Source organism: Telluria antibiotica, from assembly GCF_011682055.1.
Taxonomy (GTDB): domain Bacteria; phylum Pseudomonadota; class Gammaproteobacteria; order Burkholderiales; family Burkholderiaceae_D; genus Telluria; species Telluria antibiotica.
The window spans coordinates 81,840-100,570 of record NZ_JAAQOM010000017.1; the positions used below are offsets into that span (position 1 = coordinate 81,840).

Annotated in this window: 21 protein-coding genes; 15 read left to right on the forward strand and 6 right to left on the reverse strand. The window is 67.3% G+C overall.

Annotated elements, in window-relative coordinates; translation table 11 throughout:
- Positions 1-21 precede the first annotated feature (21 nt).
- The 8 genes from paaG to HAV22_RS24625 all read left to right on the forward strand — a co-directional run bounded on the left by paaG (position 22) and on the right by HAV22_RS24625 (position 8,666).
- Positions 22-813 (forward strand): 2-(1,2-epoxy-1,2-dihydrophenyl)acetyl-CoA isomerase PaaG, encoded by a 792-nt coding sequence (paaG, locus tag HAV22_RS24590; protein ID WP_166862771.1) that lies wholly within the window; start codon positions 22-24, stop codon positions 811-813.
- A 2-nt stretch (positions 814-815) separates the two neighbouring features.
- Positions 816-2,357 carry a 3-hydroxyacyl-CoA dehydrogenase PaaH gene (paaH, locus tag HAV22_RS24595; protein WP_166862773.1) on the forward strand — a complete coding sequence of 514 codons (1,542 nt, stop codon included), beginning with the start codon at positions 816-818 and terminating at the stop codon, positions 2,355-2,357.
- On the forward strand, positions 2,350-2,793 hold the full coding sequence (gene paaI, locus HAV22_RS24600; protein WP_166862775.1) for a hydroxyphenylacetyl-CoA thioesterase PaaI: 444 nt from the start codon (positions 2,350-2,352) through the stop codon (positions 2,791-2,793). Before paaH ends, paaI begins: the two co-directional genes overlap by 8 nt.
- 16 nt (positions 2,794-2,809) lie before the next feature.
- Complete coding sequence (paaK, locus tag HAV22_RS24605; RefSeq protein ID WP_166862777.1) at positions 2,810-4,120, forward strand: phenylacetate--CoA ligase PaaK; 1,311 nt, start codon at positions 2,810-2,812, stop codon at positions 4,118-4,120.
- Positions 4,121-4,132: 12 nt separating this feature from the next.
- Positions 4,133-5,338 (forward strand): 3-oxoadipyl-CoA thiolase, encoded by a 1,206-nt coding sequence (gene pcaF, locus HAV22_RS24610; protein WP_166862780.1) that lies wholly within the window; start codon positions 4,133-4,135, stop codon positions 5,336-5,338.
- A 1-nt stretch (position 5,339) separates the two neighbouring features.
- Positions 5,340-5,933, forward strand: a complete 594-nt coding sequence (paaY, locus tag HAV22_RS24615) for a phenylacetic acid degradation protein PaaY (RefSeq protein WP_166862782.1) — start codon at positions 5,340-5,342, stop codon at positions 5,931-5,933.
- A 10-nt stretch (positions 5,934-5,943) separates the two neighbouring features.
- The gene (gene paaZ, locus HAV22_RS24620; protein ID WP_166862784.1) at positions 5,944-7,995 is read left to right on the forward strand and encodes a phenylacetic acid degradation bifunctional protein PaaZ; all 2,052 of its coding nucleotides are present in this window, start codon (positions 5,944-5,946) and stop codon (positions 7,993-7,995) included.
- Positions 7,996-8,081: 86 nt separating this feature from the next.
- Positions 8,082-8,666 carry a cupin domain-containing protein gene (locus tag HAV22_RS24625; RefSeq protein ID WP_166862786.1) on the forward strand — a complete coding sequence of 195 codons (585 nt, stop codon included), beginning with the start codon at positions 8,082-8,084 and terminating at the stop codon, positions 8,664-8,666.
- A gap of 3 nt (positions 8,667-8,669) precedes the next feature.
- Here HAV22_RS24625 and HAV22_RS24630 read toward each other — a convergent pair whose 3' ends face one another.
- The 3 genes from HAV22_RS24630 to argH all read right to left on the reverse strand — a co-directional run bounded on the left by HAV22_RS24630 (position 8,670) and on the right by argH (position 11,066).
- The gene (locus tag HAV22_RS24630; RefSeq protein ID WP_166862788.1) at positions 8,670-9,341 is read right to left on the reverse strand and encodes an HAD-IA family hydrolase; all 672 of its coding nucleotides are present in this window, start codon (positions 9,339-9,341) and stop codon (positions 8,670-8,672) included.
- 16 nt (positions 9,342-9,357) lie between these two features.
- Positions 9,358-9,597 (reverse strand): hypothetical protein, encoded by a 240-nt coding sequence (locus HAV22_RS24635; protein WP_166862790.1) that lies wholly within the window; start codon positions 9,595-9,597, stop codon positions 9,358-9,360.
- A gap of 71 nt (positions 9,598-9,668) precedes the next feature.
- Positions 9,669-11,066 (reverse strand): argininosuccinate lyase, encoded by a 1,398-nt coding sequence (argH, locus tag HAV22_RS24640; protein ID WP_166862792.1) that lies wholly within the window; start codon positions 11,064-11,066, stop codon positions 9,669-9,671.
- A gap of 160 nt (positions 11,067-11,226) precedes the next feature.
- Between argH and HAV22_RS24645 the strand changes: the two genes are divergently transcribed.
- The 3 genes from HAV22_RS24645 (at position 11,227) to HAV22_RS24655 (ending at position 13,673) form a co-directional block, all read left to right on the forward strand.
- Positions 11,227-11,835, forward strand: coding sequence for a hypothetical protein (locus tag HAV22_RS24645; RefSeq protein ID WP_229421403.1), 609 nt, complete (start codon positions 11,227-11,229; stop codon positions 11,833-11,835).
- Between the two features lie 93 nt (positions 11,836-11,928).
- Positions 11,929-12,372, forward strand: coding sequence for a GNAT family N-acetyltransferase (locus tag HAV22_RS24650; protein WP_166862794.1), 444 nt, complete (start codon positions 11,929-11,931; stop codon positions 12,370-12,372).
- Positions 12,373-12,455: 83 nt separating this feature from the next.
- Positions 12,456-13,673, forward strand: a complete 1,218-nt coding sequence (locus HAV22_RS24655; protein WP_166862797.1) for a cyanophycinase — start codon at positions 12,456-12,458, stop codon at positions 13,671-13,673.
- Here the strand turns inward: HAV22_RS24655 and HAV22_RS24660 are convergent.
- The 3 genes from HAV22_RS24660 to ftrA form a co-directional block, all read right to left on the reverse strand.
- Positions 13,642-14,283, reverse strand: a complete 642-nt coding sequence (locus HAV22_RS24660; RefSeq protein WP_166862799.1) for a DNA-3-methyladenine glycosylase I — start codon at positions 14,281-14,283, stop codon at positions 13,642-13,644. The genes HAV22_RS24655 and HAV22_RS24660 overlap by 32 nt on opposite strands.
- Positions 14,280-14,567: a YciI family protein gene (locus HAV22_RS24665; RefSeq protein ID WP_166862801.1), complete on the reverse strand. Its 288-nt coding sequence runs from the start codon at positions 14,565-14,567 to the stop codon at positions 14,280-14,282. Before HAV22_RS24665 ends, HAV22_RS24660 begins: the two co-directional genes overlap by 4 nt.
- Positions 14,568-14,641: 74 nt before the next feature.
- Positions 14,642-15,607: a transcriptional regulator FtrA gene (gene ftrA, locus HAV22_RS24670; RefSeq protein WP_166862804.1), complete on the reverse strand. Its 966-nt coding sequence runs from the start codon at positions 15,605-15,607 to the stop codon at positions 14,642-14,644.
- An 88-nt stretch (positions 15,608-15,695) separates the two neighbouring features.
- On the opposite strand from ftrA, the gene HAV22_RS24675 reads away from it, so the two are divergent.
- From HAV22_RS24675 to HAV22_RS24690, 4 genes are read left to right on the forward strand one after another with little or no spacing between them, the layout of a single operon-like run.
- The gene (locus HAV22_RS24675; RefSeq protein ID WP_166862806.1) at positions 15,696-16,100 is read left to right on the forward strand and encodes a rhodanese-like domain-containing protein; all 405 of its coding nucleotides are present in this window, start codon (positions 15,696-15,698) and stop codon (positions 16,098-16,100) included.
- On the forward strand, positions 16,090-16,494 hold the full coding sequence (locus HAV22_RS31375) for a GNAT family N-acetyltransferase (RefSeq protein WP_166862807.1): 405 nt from the start codon (positions 16,090-16,092) through the stop codon (positions 16,492-16,494). Before HAV22_RS24675 ends, HAV22_RS31375 begins: the two co-directional genes overlap by 11 nt.
- Before the next feature lie 59 nt (positions 16,495-16,553).
- A complete protein-coding gene (locus HAV22_RS24685) occupies positions 16,554-17,222 on the forward strand; it encodes a hypothetical protein (protein WP_166862809.1) in 669 nt (222 codons plus the stop codon).
- Positions 17,223-17,235: 13 nt separating this feature from the next.
- The gene (locus tag HAV22_RS24690) at positions 17,236-18,654 is read left to right on the forward strand and encodes an IgA Peptidase M64 (protein ID WP_166862811.1); all 1,419 of its coding nucleotides are present in this window, start codon (positions 17,236-17,238) and stop codon (positions 18,652-18,654) included.
- The last annotated feature ends 77 nt before the right edge of the window (positions 18,655-18,731 follow it).

Sequence of the window (18,731 nt, forward strand, 5' to 3'; positions counted from 1 at the left end):
CCATAACGAGGAGACACACGCATGACCTACGACACCATCCTGTTCACGATCGAACAGGGCATTGCCACGCTCACCCTGAACCGCCCCGATCGCCTGAACAGCTTTACCCAGGCGATGCACCTCGAAGTGCGCGATGCGCTCGAGCGCGTGGAACAGGACAAATCCGTGCGCGTGCTGCTGCTGACGGGCGCCGGCCGCGGTTTCTGTGCCGGCCAGGACCTGAACGACCGCGCCGTGGAACCGGGCGCGCCGGGTGTCGACCTGGGAGAATCCGTCGAAAAATTCTATGCGCCGCTCGTGCTCACGCTGAAAAGCCTGCCGCTGCCGGTGATCTGCGCCGTCAACGGCGTGGCAGCCGGCGCGGGCGCGAACCTGGCGCTCGCGTGCGACGTCGTGCTCGCGGCGAAGTCGGCATCGTTCATCGAAGCGTTCTGCAAGCTGGGGCTGATCCCCGATACGGGCGGCACATGGGTGCTGCCGCGCCTCGTCGGACCGGCGCGCGCGCTGGGCCTGGCTCTCCTGGGCGACAAGCTGCCGGCCGAGAAGGCCGAGCAATGGGGCCTGATCTGGCGCTGCGTGGCGGACGAGTCGCTGATGGACGAAGCGCTGACGCTCGCGCGCCACTTCGCCACCGCACCGACGAAAGGCCTCGCGTTCACGAAGCGAGCCATGCAGGAAAGCTGGGGCAATACGCTGGAACAGCAGCTGCAGCTGGAAGCCGGGATGATGCGCGAACTGGGCTACAGCCACGACTACCGCGAAGGCGTCGCCGCGTTCATCGCCAAGCGCCAGCCACAGTTCAAGGGAGAGTGACGATGGTCCAGGCACTGGAAAAGAACAGCGTCGTCGCCGTCATCGGCAGCGGTGCGATGGGCTCCGGCATCGCCCAGGTCGCGGCAGTCGCGGGCCACACGGTGAAGCTGTTCGACACGCGCCCGGAAGCCGTCGACAAGGCCCTCGCGGGTATCGGCCAGGCCCTCGCGCGGCTCGTCGAAAAAGGCCGCATGGGCGCAGCGGAAGCGGACCTCGCGCGTGAGCGCGTGCACGCGATGCGCGCGCTGGACGACGCGAAGGATGCGGCGCTCGTGGTGGAAGCCGTCGTGGAAGACCTCGACGTCAAGCGGACATTGTTCGCGCAACTGGAAGAGGTCGTCGGCCCGGACTGCATCCTCGCGACGAACACGTCGTCGATCTCGGTCACCGCGATCGGTGCGATGTTGCAACGCCCGGAACGTCTCGTCGGCATGCACTTCTTCAATCCCGTACCGCTGATGGCCCTGGTGGAAGTGATCTCCGGCCTCGCCACCGACAAGACCGTCGCCGACACCGTGTACGCGACCGCGGCGGCGTGGGGCAAGAACCCCGTGCACGCGAAGTCCACGCCGGGCTTCATCGTCAACCGCGTGGCGCGCCCGTACTATGCGGAGGCGCTGCGCCTGCTGCTCGAGCAGGCGGCCGACCCGGCCACGATCGATGCCGTGATGCGCGACTGCGGCGGCTTCCGCATGGGGCCTTTCGAGCTGATGGACCTGATCGGCCACGACGTCAATTACTCGGTCACGCAATCCGTCTTCAACGCCTACTACGGCGACCCGCGCTTCGCGCCGTCCGTCGTGCAGCAGGAGCTCGTGAATGCCGGCTTCCTCGGTCGCAAGACGGGACGCGGCTTTTACCGCTACGACGACGGCGCCGTGCTGCCGCAGGCGCACGCCGAGGCGATGCAGGCAGCGCCCGCGCAGGTGCGCGTCGCGCGGCCCGGTACACATGCCGTGCTCGATGCGCTCGAGGCGCGCCTGCGCGCTGCCGGCATCGATGTGACGGCGGCGGACGGTGACGCCGGCCCGGCGCTTTACGCGGACGGCGCCGCCATCCACCTGACCGACGGCCGCAGCGCCACGCGGCGCGCGTGCGACGACGGCCGCCCGGACACGATCGTGTTCGACCTGCTGCTCGACCCGGCCAAGGCCACGCGCATCGCGCTGGCCCGCGCCGACCAATGCGGCGACGCGGCGTGGAGCGGCGCTGTCGCCCTGTTCCAGCAGGCCGGCTTCACGGTGACGCGCCTCGACGACGTGCCCGGCATGGCCGTGATGCGCACCGTCGCCATGCTGGCCAACGAGGCGCTCGATGCCGTCAACCAGGGCGTGTGCTCGGCGGTCGCCGTCGACATCGCGATGCAGAAGGGCGTGAATTATCCGCGCGGCCCGCTGGCGTGGGCCGATGGCATCGGCCTGCGGCACGTGTTCACCGTGCTGGCCAATCTCGGTGCCGCGTATGGCGAGGACCGCTACCGCGTGTCGCCGCTGCTGCGCCGCAAGCTCGCGGCCGATCCCGACGGAGCGCGCATCCATGCATAGCGATCCGCAAGCGCTGGCCGAACTGGCCGGCAAGACGATGTACGAGCGCGATCCCGCCAGCCAGGCATTGGGCATGACGCTCGACGCGATCCGCCCCGGCTACGCGCGCATGCGCATGCGGGTGCGCGACGACATGCTGAACGGCCACGGCACCTGCCACGGCGGCTACATCTTCATGCTGGCTGACAGCGCCTTCGCGTTCGCCTGCAATTCGCACAATGTCAATACCGTGGGCGCCGGCTGCACGATCGACTACCTCGCGCCGGGACGCGCGGGCGACGTGCTCGTGGCCGAAGCCGTCGAGCAGGTGCTGTCCGGCAAGACGGGCGTCTACGACGTCGTCGTGACGGACCAGGACGGGCGCAAGATCGCGCTGTTCCGCGGGAAGTCGCACCGCGTCGCCGGCCATGTGGTGCCGGTCGATGCGGCCATGTGAAACGGAGGAGGTAACGATGGTGCAACGCATCCCGCAACCCGGCGATCTGGAGCCGATCGAGCGCGCGAGCCGCGACGAACTGCAGGCCGTGCAGCTGGAGCGGCTGAAATGGAGCCTGAAGCATGCCTACGACAACGTGCCGCACTACCGCCGCGCGTTCGACGAAGCGGGCGTGCACCCGGACGATTTGAAGACGCTGGCCGACCTCGCGAAATTCCCGTTCACGGAGAAGAAGACGCTGCGCGACAATTATCCGTTCGGCCTGTTCGCCGTGCCGCGCGAGCAGGTCGTGCGCGTGCACGCGTCGTCCGGCACGACGGGCAAGCCGACCGTCGTCGGCTACACGCAGCGCGACATCGACACGTGGGCCGACGTCGTCGCCCGCTCGATCCGCGCCGCGGGCGGCCGGCGTGGCGACATGGTGCACATCGCCTACGGCTACGGCCTGTTCACGGGCGGCCTCGGTGCCCACTACGGCGCCGAGCGCCTCGGTTGCACGGTCGTGCCGATGTCGGGCGGACAGACGGAAAAACAGGTCCAGCTGATCCAGGATTTCAAGCCGTCGATCATCATGGTGACGCCGTCGTACATGCTGAACATCGTCGAGGAATTCAAGCGCCAGGGGCTCGACCCGGCCGCGTCGTCGCTGCGGGTCGGCATCTTCGGCGCCGAGCCGTGGACGGATGCGATGCGCCGCGAGATCGAGGAACGCGCGGGCATCGATGCCGTCGACATCTACGGCCTGTCCGAAGTGATGGGACCCGGTGTCGCGAGCGAGTGCATCGAAAGCAAGGACGGTCCCGTGATCTGGGAGGATCACTTCTACCCCGAGATCATCGACCCGGACACGGGCGAGGTGCTGCCGGACGGCGCGGAGGGCGAGCTCGTATTCACGTCGCTGACGAAGGAAGCGCTGCCGATCATCCGCTACCGCACGCGCGACCTGACGAAACTCCTGCCGCCGACGGCACGTTCGATGCGGCGCATGGGCCGCATCAGCGGCCGGTCGGACGACATGCTGATCATCCGCGGCGTGAACGTGTTCCCCAGCCAGGTCGAGGAACTCATCTTGCAGATGCCGGCGCTGGCGCCGCATTATCAACTCGTCGTCACGCGCGACGGCCATCTCGATGCGCTGGCCGTGCTTTGCGAGCTGCGCGAAGGCGGCGCGGACAACGTGGATGCGCTGGCCCGCGACCTGCAGCACCGTATCAAGACCCATATCGGCGTGACGACGGCCGTGACGTTGCTGCCCCCTCTGGGCATCGAACGCTCGCTGACGGGCAAGGCGCGCCGCGTCGTCGACAAGCGGCCGAAACATCAATAAGGAGACTCCAACATGACTGACGCTTTCATCGTCGACGCCATCCGCACCCCGTTCGGCCGTTTCGGCGGCGCCCTGTCCAGTGTGCGGGCGGACGATTTGGCCGCGCTGCCGATCGCCGCGCTCATCGACCGCAACCCCGGCATCGATTGGTCGCAGGTCGACGACGTGCTGTATGGCTGCGCGAACGGCGCCGGCGAAGACAATCGCAACGTCGCCCGGATGGCCGCTCTGCTGGCCGGCCTGCCGCCGTCCGTGCCCGGCTCCACGATCAACCGCCTGTGCGGTTCGAGCCTGGACGCCGTCGGCAGCGCCGCGCGCGCCATCCGCGCCGGCGAAGCGAACCTGATCATCGCGGGCGGCGTCGAGAGCATGACGCGCGCGCCATTCGTGATGGCCAAGGCCGACAGCGCGTTCTCGCGCACGGCGAAGATCGAGGACACGACGATCGGCTGGCGCTTCGTGAATCCGAAGATGAAGGCGCAGTACGGTATCGACTCGATGCCGGAGACGGCGGAAAACGTGGCGCGCGAATTCGGGATCGCGCGGGGCGACCAGGACGCGTTCGCGCTGCGCAGCCAGCAGCGCTGGGCGGCGGCGCAGGCGGCCGGCGTGTTCAAGGACGAGATCGTGCCGGTGACGCTGCACGGACGGAAAGGCGAGTCGCGCGTGTTCGACACGGACGAGCACCCGCGTCCGGAGACGAGCCTGGAATCGCTGTCCCGCCTGAAAGGTGTCGTGACGCCGGACGGCACGGTCACGGCGGGCAACGCGTCCGGCGTCAACGATGGCGCCTGCGCCGTGCTGGTGGCATCCGGCGCGGCGATCGACAAATTCGGCCTGGTGCCGCGCGCCCGCATCGTCGGCATGACGACCGTGGGCCTGGAACCGCGCATCATGGGCTTCGGCCCCGCGCCCGCGACGAAGAAGCTGCTGGCGATGACGGGCCTCACGATCGGCGAGATGGACGTGATCGAATTGAACGAAGCGTTCGCGTCGCAGGGCCTGGCCGTCCTGCGCGACCTGGGCCTGCCGGACGACGCGGCGCACGTGAACCCGAACGGCGGCGCCATCGCCATCGGCCACCCGCTGGGTGCCTCGGGCGCGCGCCTCGTGACGGCGGCCGTCAACCAGCTGCACCGCATGGGCGGCCGCTATGCGCTGTGCACGATGTGCATTGGCGTGGGTCAAGGCATCGCCCTGATCGTGGAACGCGTCTAGCATGGTCAAGGTCTACGAAATCGATGGGCTGCGTCCCGTCGTGCACCCGACGGCGTACGTGCACCCGACCGCGGTGCTGATCGGCGACGTGATCGTCGGGCCGCGCTGCTACGTCGGGCCGCTCGCGTCGCTGCGCGGCGACTTCGGGCGGCTGATCCTGGAAGAGGGCGCGAACGTGCAGGACACGTGCGTGATGCATGGCTTTCCGGAAGACGACACGGTCGTCGAAGTGGATGGCCACATCGGCCACGGCGCCGTGCTGCACGGCTGCCGCGTGGGGCGCAATGCGATGGTCGGGATGAATGCCGTCGTGATGGACAAGGCCATCGTCGGCGCGGAGTCGATCGTGGGCGCGGCGGCGTTCGTGAAGGCCGGCATGGTGATCCCGCCGCGCAGCCTCGTGCTGGGCGCCCCGGCGAAGATCGTGCGCGCAGTGTCGGACGAGGAGATCGCATGGAAGAGCTATGGCACGCGGCAGTACCACGACCTGAACGTGCGGTCGATGCGCACGATGCGCGAAGTCGAGGCGTTGACGGAAGTCGAGCCCGGCCGGCCGCGCATCGTGTTCGACGAGCCGCACAAGCCAAAACAATGAGGAGACGAGGATGCACACCCCAACCACCCTGCAAAGCCTGATCGCCGGCCGCTGGCTCGGCAGCGAAGCGCACCAGCCGCTGCACAGCGCGCTGGACAACCAGCTGATCTACCACACGCATGCGGACAAGATCGACTTCGGCGAAGCCGTCGCGTATGCCCGCAAGACGGGCGTGCAGGCGCTGATGCAGATGGATTTCCAGAAGCGCGCCCAGCGCCTGAAAGCGCTTGCCGCCTACCTGATGGAGCGCAAGGAAGAGCTGTACGAGATCTCGCACCTGACGGGCGCCACGCGGCCGGACAGCTGGGTCGACGTCGAAGGCGGCATCGGCACCTTGTACGCCTACGCCAGCATCGGCGGGCGCGAACTGCCGTCGTCGAACGTGCTGCACGAAGGCCCGGCGATGGCGCTTGGCAAGCGGGGCGGCTTCGCGGGCACGCACATCCTCGTGCCGCGCGGCGGCGTCGCCGTGCACATCAACGCCTTCAACTTTCCGATCTGGGGCCTGCTGGAAAAATTCGCGCCGAGCTTCCTTGCCGCGATGCCCTGCATCGCCAAGCCCGCCACCGCGACGAGCTACCTCACGCATGCGGTCGTCAAGATGATGATGGAGTCGGGGCTGCTGCCGGAGGGCTGCCTGCAGCTCGTCATCGGTTCGACGGGCGATCTGCTGGACCGCCTGAACGGCTTCGATGCGGTGACGTTCACGGGCTCCGCCGACACCGCCGCGAAGCTGCGCGGCAATACGAACCTGATCCGCGAATCCGTGCCGTTCACGGCGGAGGCGGATTCGCTGAACGCCGCCATCCTCGCGCCGGACGTCACGCCGGACGATGAAGAGCTGGACCTGTTCGTCAAGGAAGTGGCGCGCGAGATGACGGGCAAGGCGGGCCAGAAATGCACGGCGATCCGCCGCGTGATCGTGCCCGAGCACCTCGCGGACGTCGTGGGCGCGCGCCTGCGCGCGCGCCTCGCGAAGATCGTCGTCGGCAATCCGAAGGTCGAAGGCGTGCGCATGGGCGCGCTCGCGTCGCTGGACCAGCATCGCGACGTCAGCGAGCGCGTGGAGATGCTCGCGCGCGGCAACGAAGTGCTGTTCAGCGCCCGCGACGGCTTCCAGCCCGTGGGCGACGGCGTCGCGGCCGGCGCGTTCTTCGCGCCCACGTTGCTGCTGTGCCGCAACGCGATGGTCAACGACGCCGTGCACGACATCGAGGCGTTCGGCCCCGTCAGCACGATGATGACTTACCGCGACATCGACGAAGCGCTGGCGCTGGCCGCGCGCGGCAAGGGCAGCCTCGTCACGACGCTGGTCACGAAAGACCCGGCCATTGCGGCGCATGCGGTTCCGGTGGCGGCGGCGTCGCATGGGCGCGTGCACATCCTCGACCGCGTCGCCGCGGTGGACTCGACGGGCCACGGTTCGCCGTTGCCGATGCTCAAGCATGGTGGTCCGGGCCGTGCCGGCGGTGGTGAGGAACTCGGCGGTATCCGCGCGGTCAAACACTTCCTGCAACGGGCGGCGGTGCAAGGTTCGCCGACGATGCTGGCCGCGGTCACGGGCGAGTACGTGCGCGGCGCGGCCGTCAAGGAATCGGACGTGCACCCGTTCCGGCGCTATTTCGAAGACCTGGAGATCGGCCACTCGCTGCTGACGCACCGCCGCACCGTCAGCGAGGCCGACATCGTCAACTTCGGCGGCGTCTCGGGCGATTATTTCTACATGCACTTCGACGAGATCGCCGCGAAGGACACGCAGTTCGGCAAGCGCATCGCGCACGGCTACTTCGTGCTGTCGGCGGCGGCGGGCTTGTTCGTGTCGCCGGCGCCCGGCCCCGTGCTGGCGAACTACGGCCTCGACAACCTGCGTTTCGTGGCGCCGGTCGCGATCGGCGACACGATCCGCGCGCGCCTCACGTGCAAGCGCAAGGTCGACCGCAACCGCACCGACGACCAGGGGCGGGGGCAGGGCGTGGTCGCGTGGGATGTCCAGGTGACGAATCAGAACGACGAACTCGTCGCAAGTTACGATATCCTGACGCTGGTGCAAAAGCGCGGCTGAGGAAGGGCCAAGGCCGCCCGTGAAACTGAAAGGGACCTCGAAAAGCCGTCGCCAGGCTTTTCGACGTTCCGTGAAAGGAGTGATCCATGCAGCGGCTTGACCTGAGCAGTATTCCCGTGCTGACCGGTACCGGGTATCCCGATCCCTTCGCCGAAGCCGTCAATGGCCGCAGCAAACAGGCGCTGGGCGATGCCGGTGGGCTGACGCAGTTCGGCGTCAACCTCGTCGAGCTGCAACCCGGCGCCGCCTCGTCGCAGCGCCACTGGCATACCCACGAGGACGAGTTCGTGACGGTCGTCTCCGGTGAATTGACGCTCGTCACGGACGAGGGGGAGACGTTGATGCGCGCGGGCGACTGCGCGGCTTTCCCGGCCGGGCGGCCGAACGGCCACCAGCTCATCAATCGCGGCTGGGGCAACGCGCTGTTCCTGTGTGTCGGCTCGCGCATCCCCGACGACAAAGCCCACTATCCGGACATCGACCTCGTGTACGACGGCAAGACCGACAGCTATGCCCACCGCGACGGCACGCCGTACCCGAAGCGCGACACGCGCACGTCGACCATGCCGGCGGCTGCCGCGTCCATCGAAACGGACGAAAAGACGCTGGACCCGCGCGTGTTCCGTGCCGACCACGGGGAGCAGGCCGGCATCAATCCGCACGAACCCTGATCGTCACGGCCGCCGCTGCACGCGCAGCAGGCCGTCCGTCGTCGTCACGGCACGCAGGTCCGCGTAGTCGAGTACCGCAGCGACGTCCGTGTCGAGCGGATGTGTGTGCGTGACCGTCACGACGATGCTTGCCATGCCGGCTGCGGCCGCCGAGCGCAGGCCGGCGAGCGTGTCTTCGAACACGAGGCAGTCTTCCGGCTTCACGCCCAGCTTGCGCGCGCCCAGCAGGAACGGATCGGGTGCGGGCTTGCCCCGTTTGACGTCCTCCGCGGCCACGAGCACCGCAGGCAGCGGCAGGCCGGCAGCGGCGATGCGCGCTTCCGCCAATGCACGCGGTGCCGACGTGACGATGGCCCAGCGCTCGGCCGGCAGGCTCGCGATGAAGGCGGCGGCGCCTGCGATGGCTTCGATCCCGGCCACGTCCTCGATCTCGGCGAGCGTGATGCGCGCCGCTTCCGCCACCGGGTCGACGCCGGGCAAGTCCAGCGCGCGGATCGTTTCTTCCGTCCGCTTGCCGTGGATCGTGGGCAGGAAAGCGGCCACGTCGAGCCCGTGGCCGGCGGCCCAGTCGCCCCAGACCCGCTCGGCGGCCTTGATCGAAGTAAGGATAGTGCCGTCCATGTCGAACAGGAAGGCGGCGAAGTCGCGCTGGGGCAGGGCTGGCGTTGCGGTCATGGATCTTTCTTGTGAGTTACAGTCGGCGCGATCTGATCTTGCGCGCGTAGCGGTCGTGGACATGCTGGCTGATGAAGCTCGACAGGCCATGCCCGGCGCGTGCCAGTTCCTGCATGGTCGCGATGTTGGCGGCGCCGGCGCTGTCTTCCGTGTAGAGATAGCGTTCGCCGTTGAGGAACTGGACGATGATCTGGCCGGCATCGATGTCGTAGGCGACGACGCCGGATTCGCGGCTCTGGTTGCCGTAGCGTTGCATGGTGCTCTCCGATCGAACTGATGTCCGATCGGATTGTACGTAGGGTGGGCACCACGTGCCCACGCGAACGCTTATTCGGCCAGTTGAGCGCGCACGCGCGCAATGGCCGCGCGCACCTGGTTCGGCGCCGTGCCGCCCACGTGGTCGCGCGCCGCGACGGAACCTTCCAGCGTGAGCACGGCGAAGACGTCCTGCTCGATCAGCGGCGAGAACTCGCGCAGGCGCTCCAGCGACATCTCCGACAGGTCGCACTTGGCGTCATCGCACGCGCGCACGGCATGCGCCACGGCCTCGTGGGCGTCGCGGAACGGCAAGCCCTTCTTGACGAGGTAGTCGGCCAGGTCGGTCGCCGTCGCATAGCCCTGCAGGGCGGCGGCGCGCATGTTCTCGGCCTTGACCGTGATGCCGGATGCCATGTCGGTGAAGATGCGCAAGGTGTCGAGCACGGTGTCGACCGTATCGAACAGCGGTTCCTTGTCTTCCTGGTTGTCCTTGTTGTACGCGAGCGGCTGGCCCTTCATCAGCGTCAGGAGGCCCATCAGGTGACCGTAGACGCGGCCCGTCTTGCCGCGTGCCAGTTCCGGCACGTCCGGATTCTTTTTCTGCGGCATGATCGACGAGCCGGTGCAGAAGCGGTCGGCGATGTCGATGAAGCCCACGCGCGGGCTCATCCACGTCACCAGTTCTTCCGACATGCGCGAGATGTGCATCATCAAGACCGATGCGGCTGCCGTGAACTCGATGGCGAAATCGCGATCAGATACAGCGTCGAGCGAGTTGTGGCAGACGTCCTCGAACCCGAGGGTCTTCGCGACGCGCAGGCGGTCGATGGGGAAGGTGGTGCCCGCCAGGGCGGCGGCACCCAGCGGCAGGCGGTTCACGCGGCGGCGCGTGTCCTGCATGCGCTCGGCGTCACGGCCGAACATTTCCACATAGGCCAGCAGGTGGTGGCCGAAGGTCACCGGCTGCGCGACCTGCAGGTGCGTGAAGCCCGGCATGATCGTGTCCGCGTTGTGTTCCGCCAGGTCGGTCAGGGCGCCGCGCAGGCTGTTCAGCAGGGCGAGGATGTCGTCGATGGCGGCGCGCATGTACAGGCGGATGTCCGTCGCCACCTGGTCGTTGCGCGAACGGCCCGTGTGCAGGCGCTTGCCCGCGTCGCCGACCAGTTCCGTCAGGCGTTTTTCGATGTTCAGGTGCACGTCTTCAAGGTCCAGCAGCCACTCGAAATTGCCGGCTTCGATTTCGGCGCGGATGTGGGCCATGCCGCGTTCGATCTCGGCGCGGTCCTGGGCGCTGATGATGCCCTGGGCGGCCAGCATCTCGGCATGGGCGAGCGAGCCCTCGATGTCGAACAGCGCGAGGCGCTTGTCGAAGAAGACGGATGCGGTGTAGCGCTTGACGAGGTCGGAGACGGGTTCGGAGAAGCGGGCCGACCAGGCTTCCGCTTTTTTGGCAAATTGATCAGTCATGATGGGGGGCGGGTGACGGGATTTTCTTGAATTCCTGATTATAAACTGTGCAGCCGCGACCCCGCCGATCGGCGCCGCGCACGTTTCCATACACGTTCCGGCGCAAATGCCCGATCATGTGTCTGTTCTTGGCAGTTCACAAATAAAACAAGGAGACGACATGCGAAAGGGGTATTGGATGGGGGCGGTCGCGGCGATCGCGCTGGCGCTTGGCGGCGCCGCGAACGCGCAGCCAGGGCAGGTCCAGCCGGCGGCGCCCCAGGCGGCGGCAGCGCCGGCAGTGGCGGCGCCGGCCGCGGCCGCCGTGGTTGGCGCTCGCCCGGCCGACGTCGCCACGATCGACGGCATTGTCGCCGCGCTGTACGACGTCATCTCTGGCCCGGCCGGCCAGCCGCGCGACTGGGACCGGATGCGCTCGCTGTTCGCGCCCGAGGGCCGGCTGATGGCCGTCGGCGCGCGGCCGGAAGGCGTGTACGCGTTGCGCACGATGACGGTCGACGACTACATCAGCCGCAACGCGAAGGCGTTCGCCACGATGGGCTTCTTCGAGCGCGAGGCGGCGCGCAGCACCGAGGCGTTCGGCCAGATCGTGCATGTGTTCAGCACGTACGAGTCGCGCCATGCGCCCGGCGACGCGGAGCCGTTCCAGCGCGGCATCAACAGCATCCAGCTCGTCAACGACGGCAAGCGCTGGTGGATCATCAACGTGCTGTGGCGCGCGGAGGATGCGTCGCTGCGCCTGCCGGAACGCTACCTGCCCCGGCAGTGAACGGCGATGCCCGCACGATTGATGGAATCGTCCATGCAGCCCGGAACGGGGCTAGAATTGGTTTTTTTACCAGATTGACGGTGTAGCGTGTCCATGATTCCAACCACCAACGATTCCAGTTTCCAGGTCAGCACGGACCGGACGCGACTCGATATCCCGATGATCTACCGCTTCCTCAGCGAGCAATCGACCTGGGCCGTGGGCATCTCGCGCACCGTGGTCGAGCGCTCGATCGAGAATTCGCTGTGCTTCGGCGGCTTTCTCGACGGCCGCCAGATCGCGTTCGCGCGGGTCGTCACCGACTATGCCACCGTGGCCCACCTGGAGGACGTGTTCGTCGTGCCGGAGTACCGCGGACGCGGCTACGCCAAGCAGCTGATCCGCATCGTGATCGAGCATCCGAGCCTGCAGCGGCTGCGGCGTTTCACGCTCAACACGGGTGATGCGCACAGCCTGTTCGCCCGGTTCGGCTTCGCGCCAGCGCAACGTCCCGATAGCCTGATGGAGCGCTACTACCCGAACATCTATCTTTCCTGAGCCGACTCAACACGGCGACAGTCCTCTACAATCAGTCTTACGATCGGTCTGTCCGTGCAATGTTGAAGTCGGGAAGGAAATCAATGTTTCGGTACGTGCTGCGTCTTCTGCTGTCCGTGTTGCTGCTGGCTGGTGCGCCCTGGTGCGCCGCTGCCGATGCGCCGCCGCCCAAGGGAACTCTCGTCATCATCGGCGGCAATTTGCGCCCCGCAAATGCGCCCGTGTGGGAGCGCATCGTCCAGCTGGCGGGCGGCAAGGGCGCGCGCATCGCCGTGTTCGCGTCCGCCTCCGGCACGCCGGAACGGTCCGGCAAGAGCCTCGTGGAACGTCTCAACAGCTATGGCGCGAAGGCGTTCTTCGTGCCCGTCGCGGTGAAGCTGTCCGGCAGTGATTACCAGGCGGCGGCCGACGACCCTGGCCTTGCCGAGGCCGTGCGCGGCGCGGGTGGTGCCTTCTTCGCCGGCGGCGATCAGAGCCGCATCACACGCGCGCTGCGCCACGAGGACGGCAGCAATACCCGCGTGCTCGATGCGTTGTGGGACATGTACCGGCGCGGCGGCATGATTGCAGGCTCCAGCGCCGGCGCCGCCATCATGAGCAGCACGATGTTCGGCCGGCCCAAGGCCGTGCTCGCCACGCTCAAGCTGGGCGTGGAAGAAGGGGAAGAAATCACGGAGGGGCTCGGTTTCATCGGCGACGACGTGTTCGTCGACCAGCACCTGCTCGTGCGCGGCCGCTTCGCGCGCATGCTGCCCGCGATGCTCAAGAAAGGCTACAAGCTGGGTCTCGGCATCGACGAGGACACGGCCATGGTCGTGCTGCCCAACCGCGACGTCGAAGTGATCGGCTACAAGGGCGCGCTCGTGCTCGACCTGTCGAATGCCACCGTGCACGAAGGCGCGTTCAACGTGACGAACGTGCAAGTCAGCTACCTCGACAATGGCGACCACTTCAACATCGTCACGCACGAGTGCACGCCGTCCGACGACAAGGCCGACAACAAGCTCGACCCGTCACGGCCTTACTACCGCGAGCCGCTGTTCACGGCCGACATCCTCGGCAACACGACCGTCGTCGACCTGATGAGCAAGCTGATCGACAGCGACCAGCCGGACGCCATCGGCATCACGCTGGGCAGCCCGAACGGCGTCCAGCCCGACCTCGGCTTCGAATTCCGCTTCACGCGCACGGACGACAGCGTCGGCTACCAGTCGTCGTCGATGGAGTCCTATTCCATCTACAACGTGCGCATGGACATCCGGCCCATCCTCATCCGGCGTCCGCTGTACCAGTACAAATAGCGCCGCGCGGGGACGCGAATCGCCTGCGTGCCTGCGCAACCCTGTCCCGGACGACGCATTGCTCGGCATGGTCGTTGATCAGCCCCATCGCCTGCATGAAGGCGTACACCGTCGTCGGTCCGACGAATTTCCAGCCCAGTTTCTTCAGGTCCTTCGACAGGGCAGTGGCTTCCGCGGACGTGGACGCCGTCTGCGGCGTGGCGAGTTGGTCCGGGGCGGGCTCGTAGCGCCAGAAAAACGCGGCCAGCGAGCCCTCGCGCGCGACGAGGTCCCTGGCCATGCGGGCATTGTTGATCACGGCTTCGATCTTGCCGCGGTGACGGACGATGCCCTCGTCGGCCAACAGCCGCGCGACGTCGCGGTCGGTGTACGTGGCAACCCGGTTGAAGTCGAACCCATCGAAGGCGGCCCGGAAATTCTCGCGCTTGGCAAGGATGGTGCGCCAGCTGAGCCCGGACTGGAATCCTTCCAGGCAGATCTTTTCGAACAGCCGCCGGTCGTCATCGACGGGGAAGCCCCATTCCGTGTCGTGATAGTGAAGGAATTCTGGCGCGGCACCGCACCAGCGGCAGCGGGGCTGGCCGTCTTCCGGAACGAACATCGTGCTCATGCGAGCAGGAACTCCAGCCGGGGATCGACCTTGCCGGGCTTGATCTCGAGGACTTCGGCCTGGACGATGCCGTGGGCCACGAACGGATCGGCATCGACCCGCGCCTGCAGGTCCGCCAGCGATTCGCCGTGCGCCACGATCGCGCCACCCAGGTTCGGTTGCAGGCTGCCCACGACGAGGAATACGCCATCGTCGAGGCCGCGCTTGATCCAGGCGTTGTGATCGTGCATGAAGTCGCTGGCCTTGCTCTTGTTTTCCGCAAATTTCAGAAGCACCACGTACATTGGATCCTCCGTTCGATTCGTCAAACCACATATTGTAATGACGAAATTCTAGACCGATCTCTCCAAAAATCACGTCAGGCCGATATGACCCGGTCGCTGCGCTCGCGGCGATACCGCCCCGGCGGCGCCAGGCCGTGCGCGCGGAAATGCCGCCGCAGCGATTCGGCCGAGCCGAGCCCGGCCAGGTCCGCGATCGCGTCGATGGCCAGCTGGGGCCGCGACTCCAGCAATTGCGCGGCCAGCGCGACGCGCTCGCGCACGAGCCAGGCGAGCGGTGCGAGCCCCGTCCTTTCCTTGAATTTGCGCTGGAACGTGCGCGTGCCGAGGCGGGCGTCGGCCGCCATCGACGCGACCGTGTGACCGGCGCGAATGTTCTCGCGCACCTGGTCCATCAGCCGGGCGATGGTGTCCACGCCGGCATCGGGCACGGGGCGCGCGACGAGCTGCGCCTGGTCGCCGTCGCGGTGCGCGGGAATCACGAGGCGCTGCGCGACCTTGTTGGCGACGTCCGCGCCGAAGTCGGACCGCACGAGGTGCAGCAGCATGTCGAGGCCGGCCGCAGACCCGGCCGACGTGACGATGCCATCCGCCTCGACGTACAGCGCGGACGGATCGATGCCGATGCGGGGAAAGCGCGTGCGCAGGTCGTCCAGATAGCGCCAGTGCGTGGTCGCCTGGCGGCCGTCGAGCAGGCCGGCGTACGCGAGCACGTACGCGCCCGAGCAGATCGAACAGATGCGTGCCCCGCGCGCGTGCGCGGCGCGCAGCGCGTCGACTAGGGCGGCCGGCGGCGCTTCGGTCCGGTCGCGCCAGCCGGGGATCACGATCGTGTCGGCGTGCGCGAGCGCGTCGAGCCCTTGTGGCACGTGCACCGTGAGCCCGCCCATGGCACGCAGGGGGCCGGGCTCGACGGCGCACACGGCGTGGCTGTACCAGCGTACGCCCAGCTCCGGGCGTTCCAGGGCGAACAGCTCGATGGCACAGCCGAATTCGAAGGTGCACAGGCCGTCGTAGGCGACGATGGCGACATGATGGGACATGGCGCGATCTTACCAATTTCTGTCGCGCAAGACACTGCCGGCGAGCCGCCGCCGCTGCGACACTGGCGTCTCACTGAAAGGAGAACATATGACGTCATCCGTAGCCGCCATCCCCGCCGCGTCCAGCGACCGCGCCATCGCCCACTTCGGCACTGCCTTTGAATTCGAGGCGGATTGCTGGGACGTCCACGACGCCATCGCCGGCGGCCGCCAGGATTTTGTCCTGTTCGACGCGCGCAGCCCCGACCTGTATGCGCGCGGCCACGTGCCGCAGGCGATTAGCATGCCGCATGGAAAAATCGTCGAGGCGAAACTGCGCGACTATCCACTGGACACCTTGTTCGTCGTCTATTGCGCCGGCCCCCATTGCAACGGCGCGCACCGCGCCGCGTATCGGCTCGCCAAGCTGGGGCGGCCCGTCAAGCTGATGATCGGCGGCATCACGGGCTGGATCGACGAAGGCTTCGAGCTGGCGCGCGGCAGTGGCGATTGAGCGCTGCACGGTCCGCGCGGCACGGCCGGACGACGCCGATGCGCTCATCGGCATGATGCGCGCGCTCGCCGCATTCGAAGGCTATCTGACGCAGTTCCGCGCCACGGCTGGCGATCTGCGCGCCCGTGCGTTCGGGCGCGACGCGCAGTGCGGTATGCTCGTCGCGCAAGGCGACGATGGCGCCCTTGCCGGCTACGCGGTCTGGCTCGTGCAGCCGTTCACGTACGACCTGCGCCCGACCGTGATCCTGAAGGAATTGTTCGTGGACACGGCGTACCGGCGCGACGGGATTGCATCGCACCTGCTCGCACGGTTGCGCTGCGAGGGGGAGCGCATCGGCGCGGGGCAGGTGACATGGCTGGTCCTGCCGGTGCCGGACGGCGGCCTCGATTGATTGTCAGAAAACCAAACCTGCGCTAGATTGCACGTTTTATATCTGGCGCAGGTGCAAGCATGCATTTCGAAGTTCCGAAGTCGAAGAAGCTGAAGGAGTTCGGCGGCGAGTACGTGATGATCGTCATCAGTATCCTCACCGCCCTGGCGCTCGAACACGCCGTGCAAGCCGTCCACCACAGGCAGCTTGCACACGAAGCGGCCGAGCGGATCGAGGCCGAACTGCGTCTCAACGCGAAGGACGTCAACGACGTGCTCGAGCGTAACGAGCGCGATCTGCAAGAGATCCAGCGCGTGCGCGCCGAGCTGCTGCAGGGCATCCGCGACAAGGTGCCCGACGCCGAGCTGATGGCGCACTTCAAGACCGACTGGAAGGCCGGTCTCACCCTCGGCATCAAGGTGCCCACGTTGCGTCACGAAGCATGGGACGCCGCCGTCGCCAACCAGGCCGTGACGTGGATGCCGGATGCGCAACTGCAACGCTACGTGACGGCCTATGCCGACATGCGCGACGTGCAGACACTGGTGACGTCCGGCGGCGCGACTTTCGTCGATGGCCCGCGCATGATGGACACGTTGAGTGACCTGGACACGGGCACCGCGACGCCGCACCAGATGCTCAAGACCCTGTCCCAGCTGCGCAGCGCCTATGGCAGCGTCGACGGCAACCTGCAGGGTTTGATGAAGAACCTGCCGAAGGCCGGCGACGTCCTGGCCGACGCACACTGACGACGGAGCGACCATGATCCGATCGATGCTGCGCCTGCTGGCCGCCTGGTCCCTCCCCATGCTGGCGATGGCCCAGGCGATCCACCCCGCCACCGTCCGCCTCGACTACATCCACAGCGGCAATGCGCTGTCCGAACAGTACGCCATCGAGCGCGTGCTGATCGAACCGCTGCCGTGGCCGGGCGACATGGCGCGGCCGTTCGACGACACGAACCGCGGCAACAACCGCGTCGAGGTGGCCGATGCGAAGACGGGCGACCTGCTGTATTCGCGCGACTTTTCCACCGTGTTCGGCGAGTGGAAGACGACGGAGGAGGCGAATAAACTCAGCCGCGGCTTCCACGAGTCCGTGCGCTTCCCGAAACCGGACCGGCCCGTGCGCGTGCGCATCCTGAAGCGCGACGAGCGCAACCAGTTCTCCGTCGCGTGGAGCGTCGACGTCGACACGGACGCGCAGGACGTCGTGCGCGCGCAAGGACCGGCGCCGGCGCAGCCGATCCCGATCAAGGTCAGCGGACCGTCGCCGCGCAAGGTCGACCTGCTCGTGCTGGGCGACGGCTACACGCGGGCCGAGATGCCGAAATTCGAAGCCGACGTGCGCCGCCTCGCGCAGCATTTGTTCGAGGTGTCGCCGTTCAAGGAGCGCGCGAACGATTTCAACGTGTGGGCGCTGGCCGTGCCGACGCAGGAATCGGGCGTGTCGCGGCCGTCGACGGGCGTGCACCACGCGTCCGCGCTCGGGACGCGCTACGACATCTTCGGCAGCGAGCGCTATGTGCTGACCCTCGACAACCGTGCGCTGCGCGACATCGCCCAGTACGCGCCGTACGAATTCATCGAGATCCTCGTCAACAACGACACGTATGGCGGTGGCGGGATCTTCGGCCAGTTCAGCACGGCCGCAGCCGGCAACGACTGGGCGAACTACCTGTTCGTGCACGAGTTCGGCCATCACTTCGCGGGGCTGGCCGACGAGTACTACACGTCGCCCGTCGCCTACCAATCCAGCGGCGCGCGCATGGAACCGTGGGAGCCGAACGTGACGGCGCTGCGCGACCCGGCGCACGTGAAATGGCAGAAATACGTGAAAGCCGGCACGCCGCTGCCGACGCCGTGGCCCAAGGCCGAGTACGAAGCCTATTCGCGCGAGTACCAGAAGAAACGTGCGGCGCTGCGCGCGGCGAACCGGCCGGAGTCCGAGATGAGCGCGCTGTTCCGCGAGGACCTGGCGCACACGAAGGCCTTGTTCGCGCAGGCGCCGTACCGCAAGGCGATCGGTGCGTTCGAGGGCGCGAACTACGAGGCGACGGGCTATTACCGACCGGCCATGCAGTGCATCATGTTCGACCGCAGCGAGCGGTTCTGTCCCGTCTGCCAGGACGGCATCAGCGACATCATCGACCTGTACGCGGGCCATCCGGCCAAGAAATAGCGCCTGCGCAACGCTGCCCTGGGTGCGCTCCCGAACAGAGCCGCCCGGGCGGCGCTCCTATCCTCGTTTCGACCTGT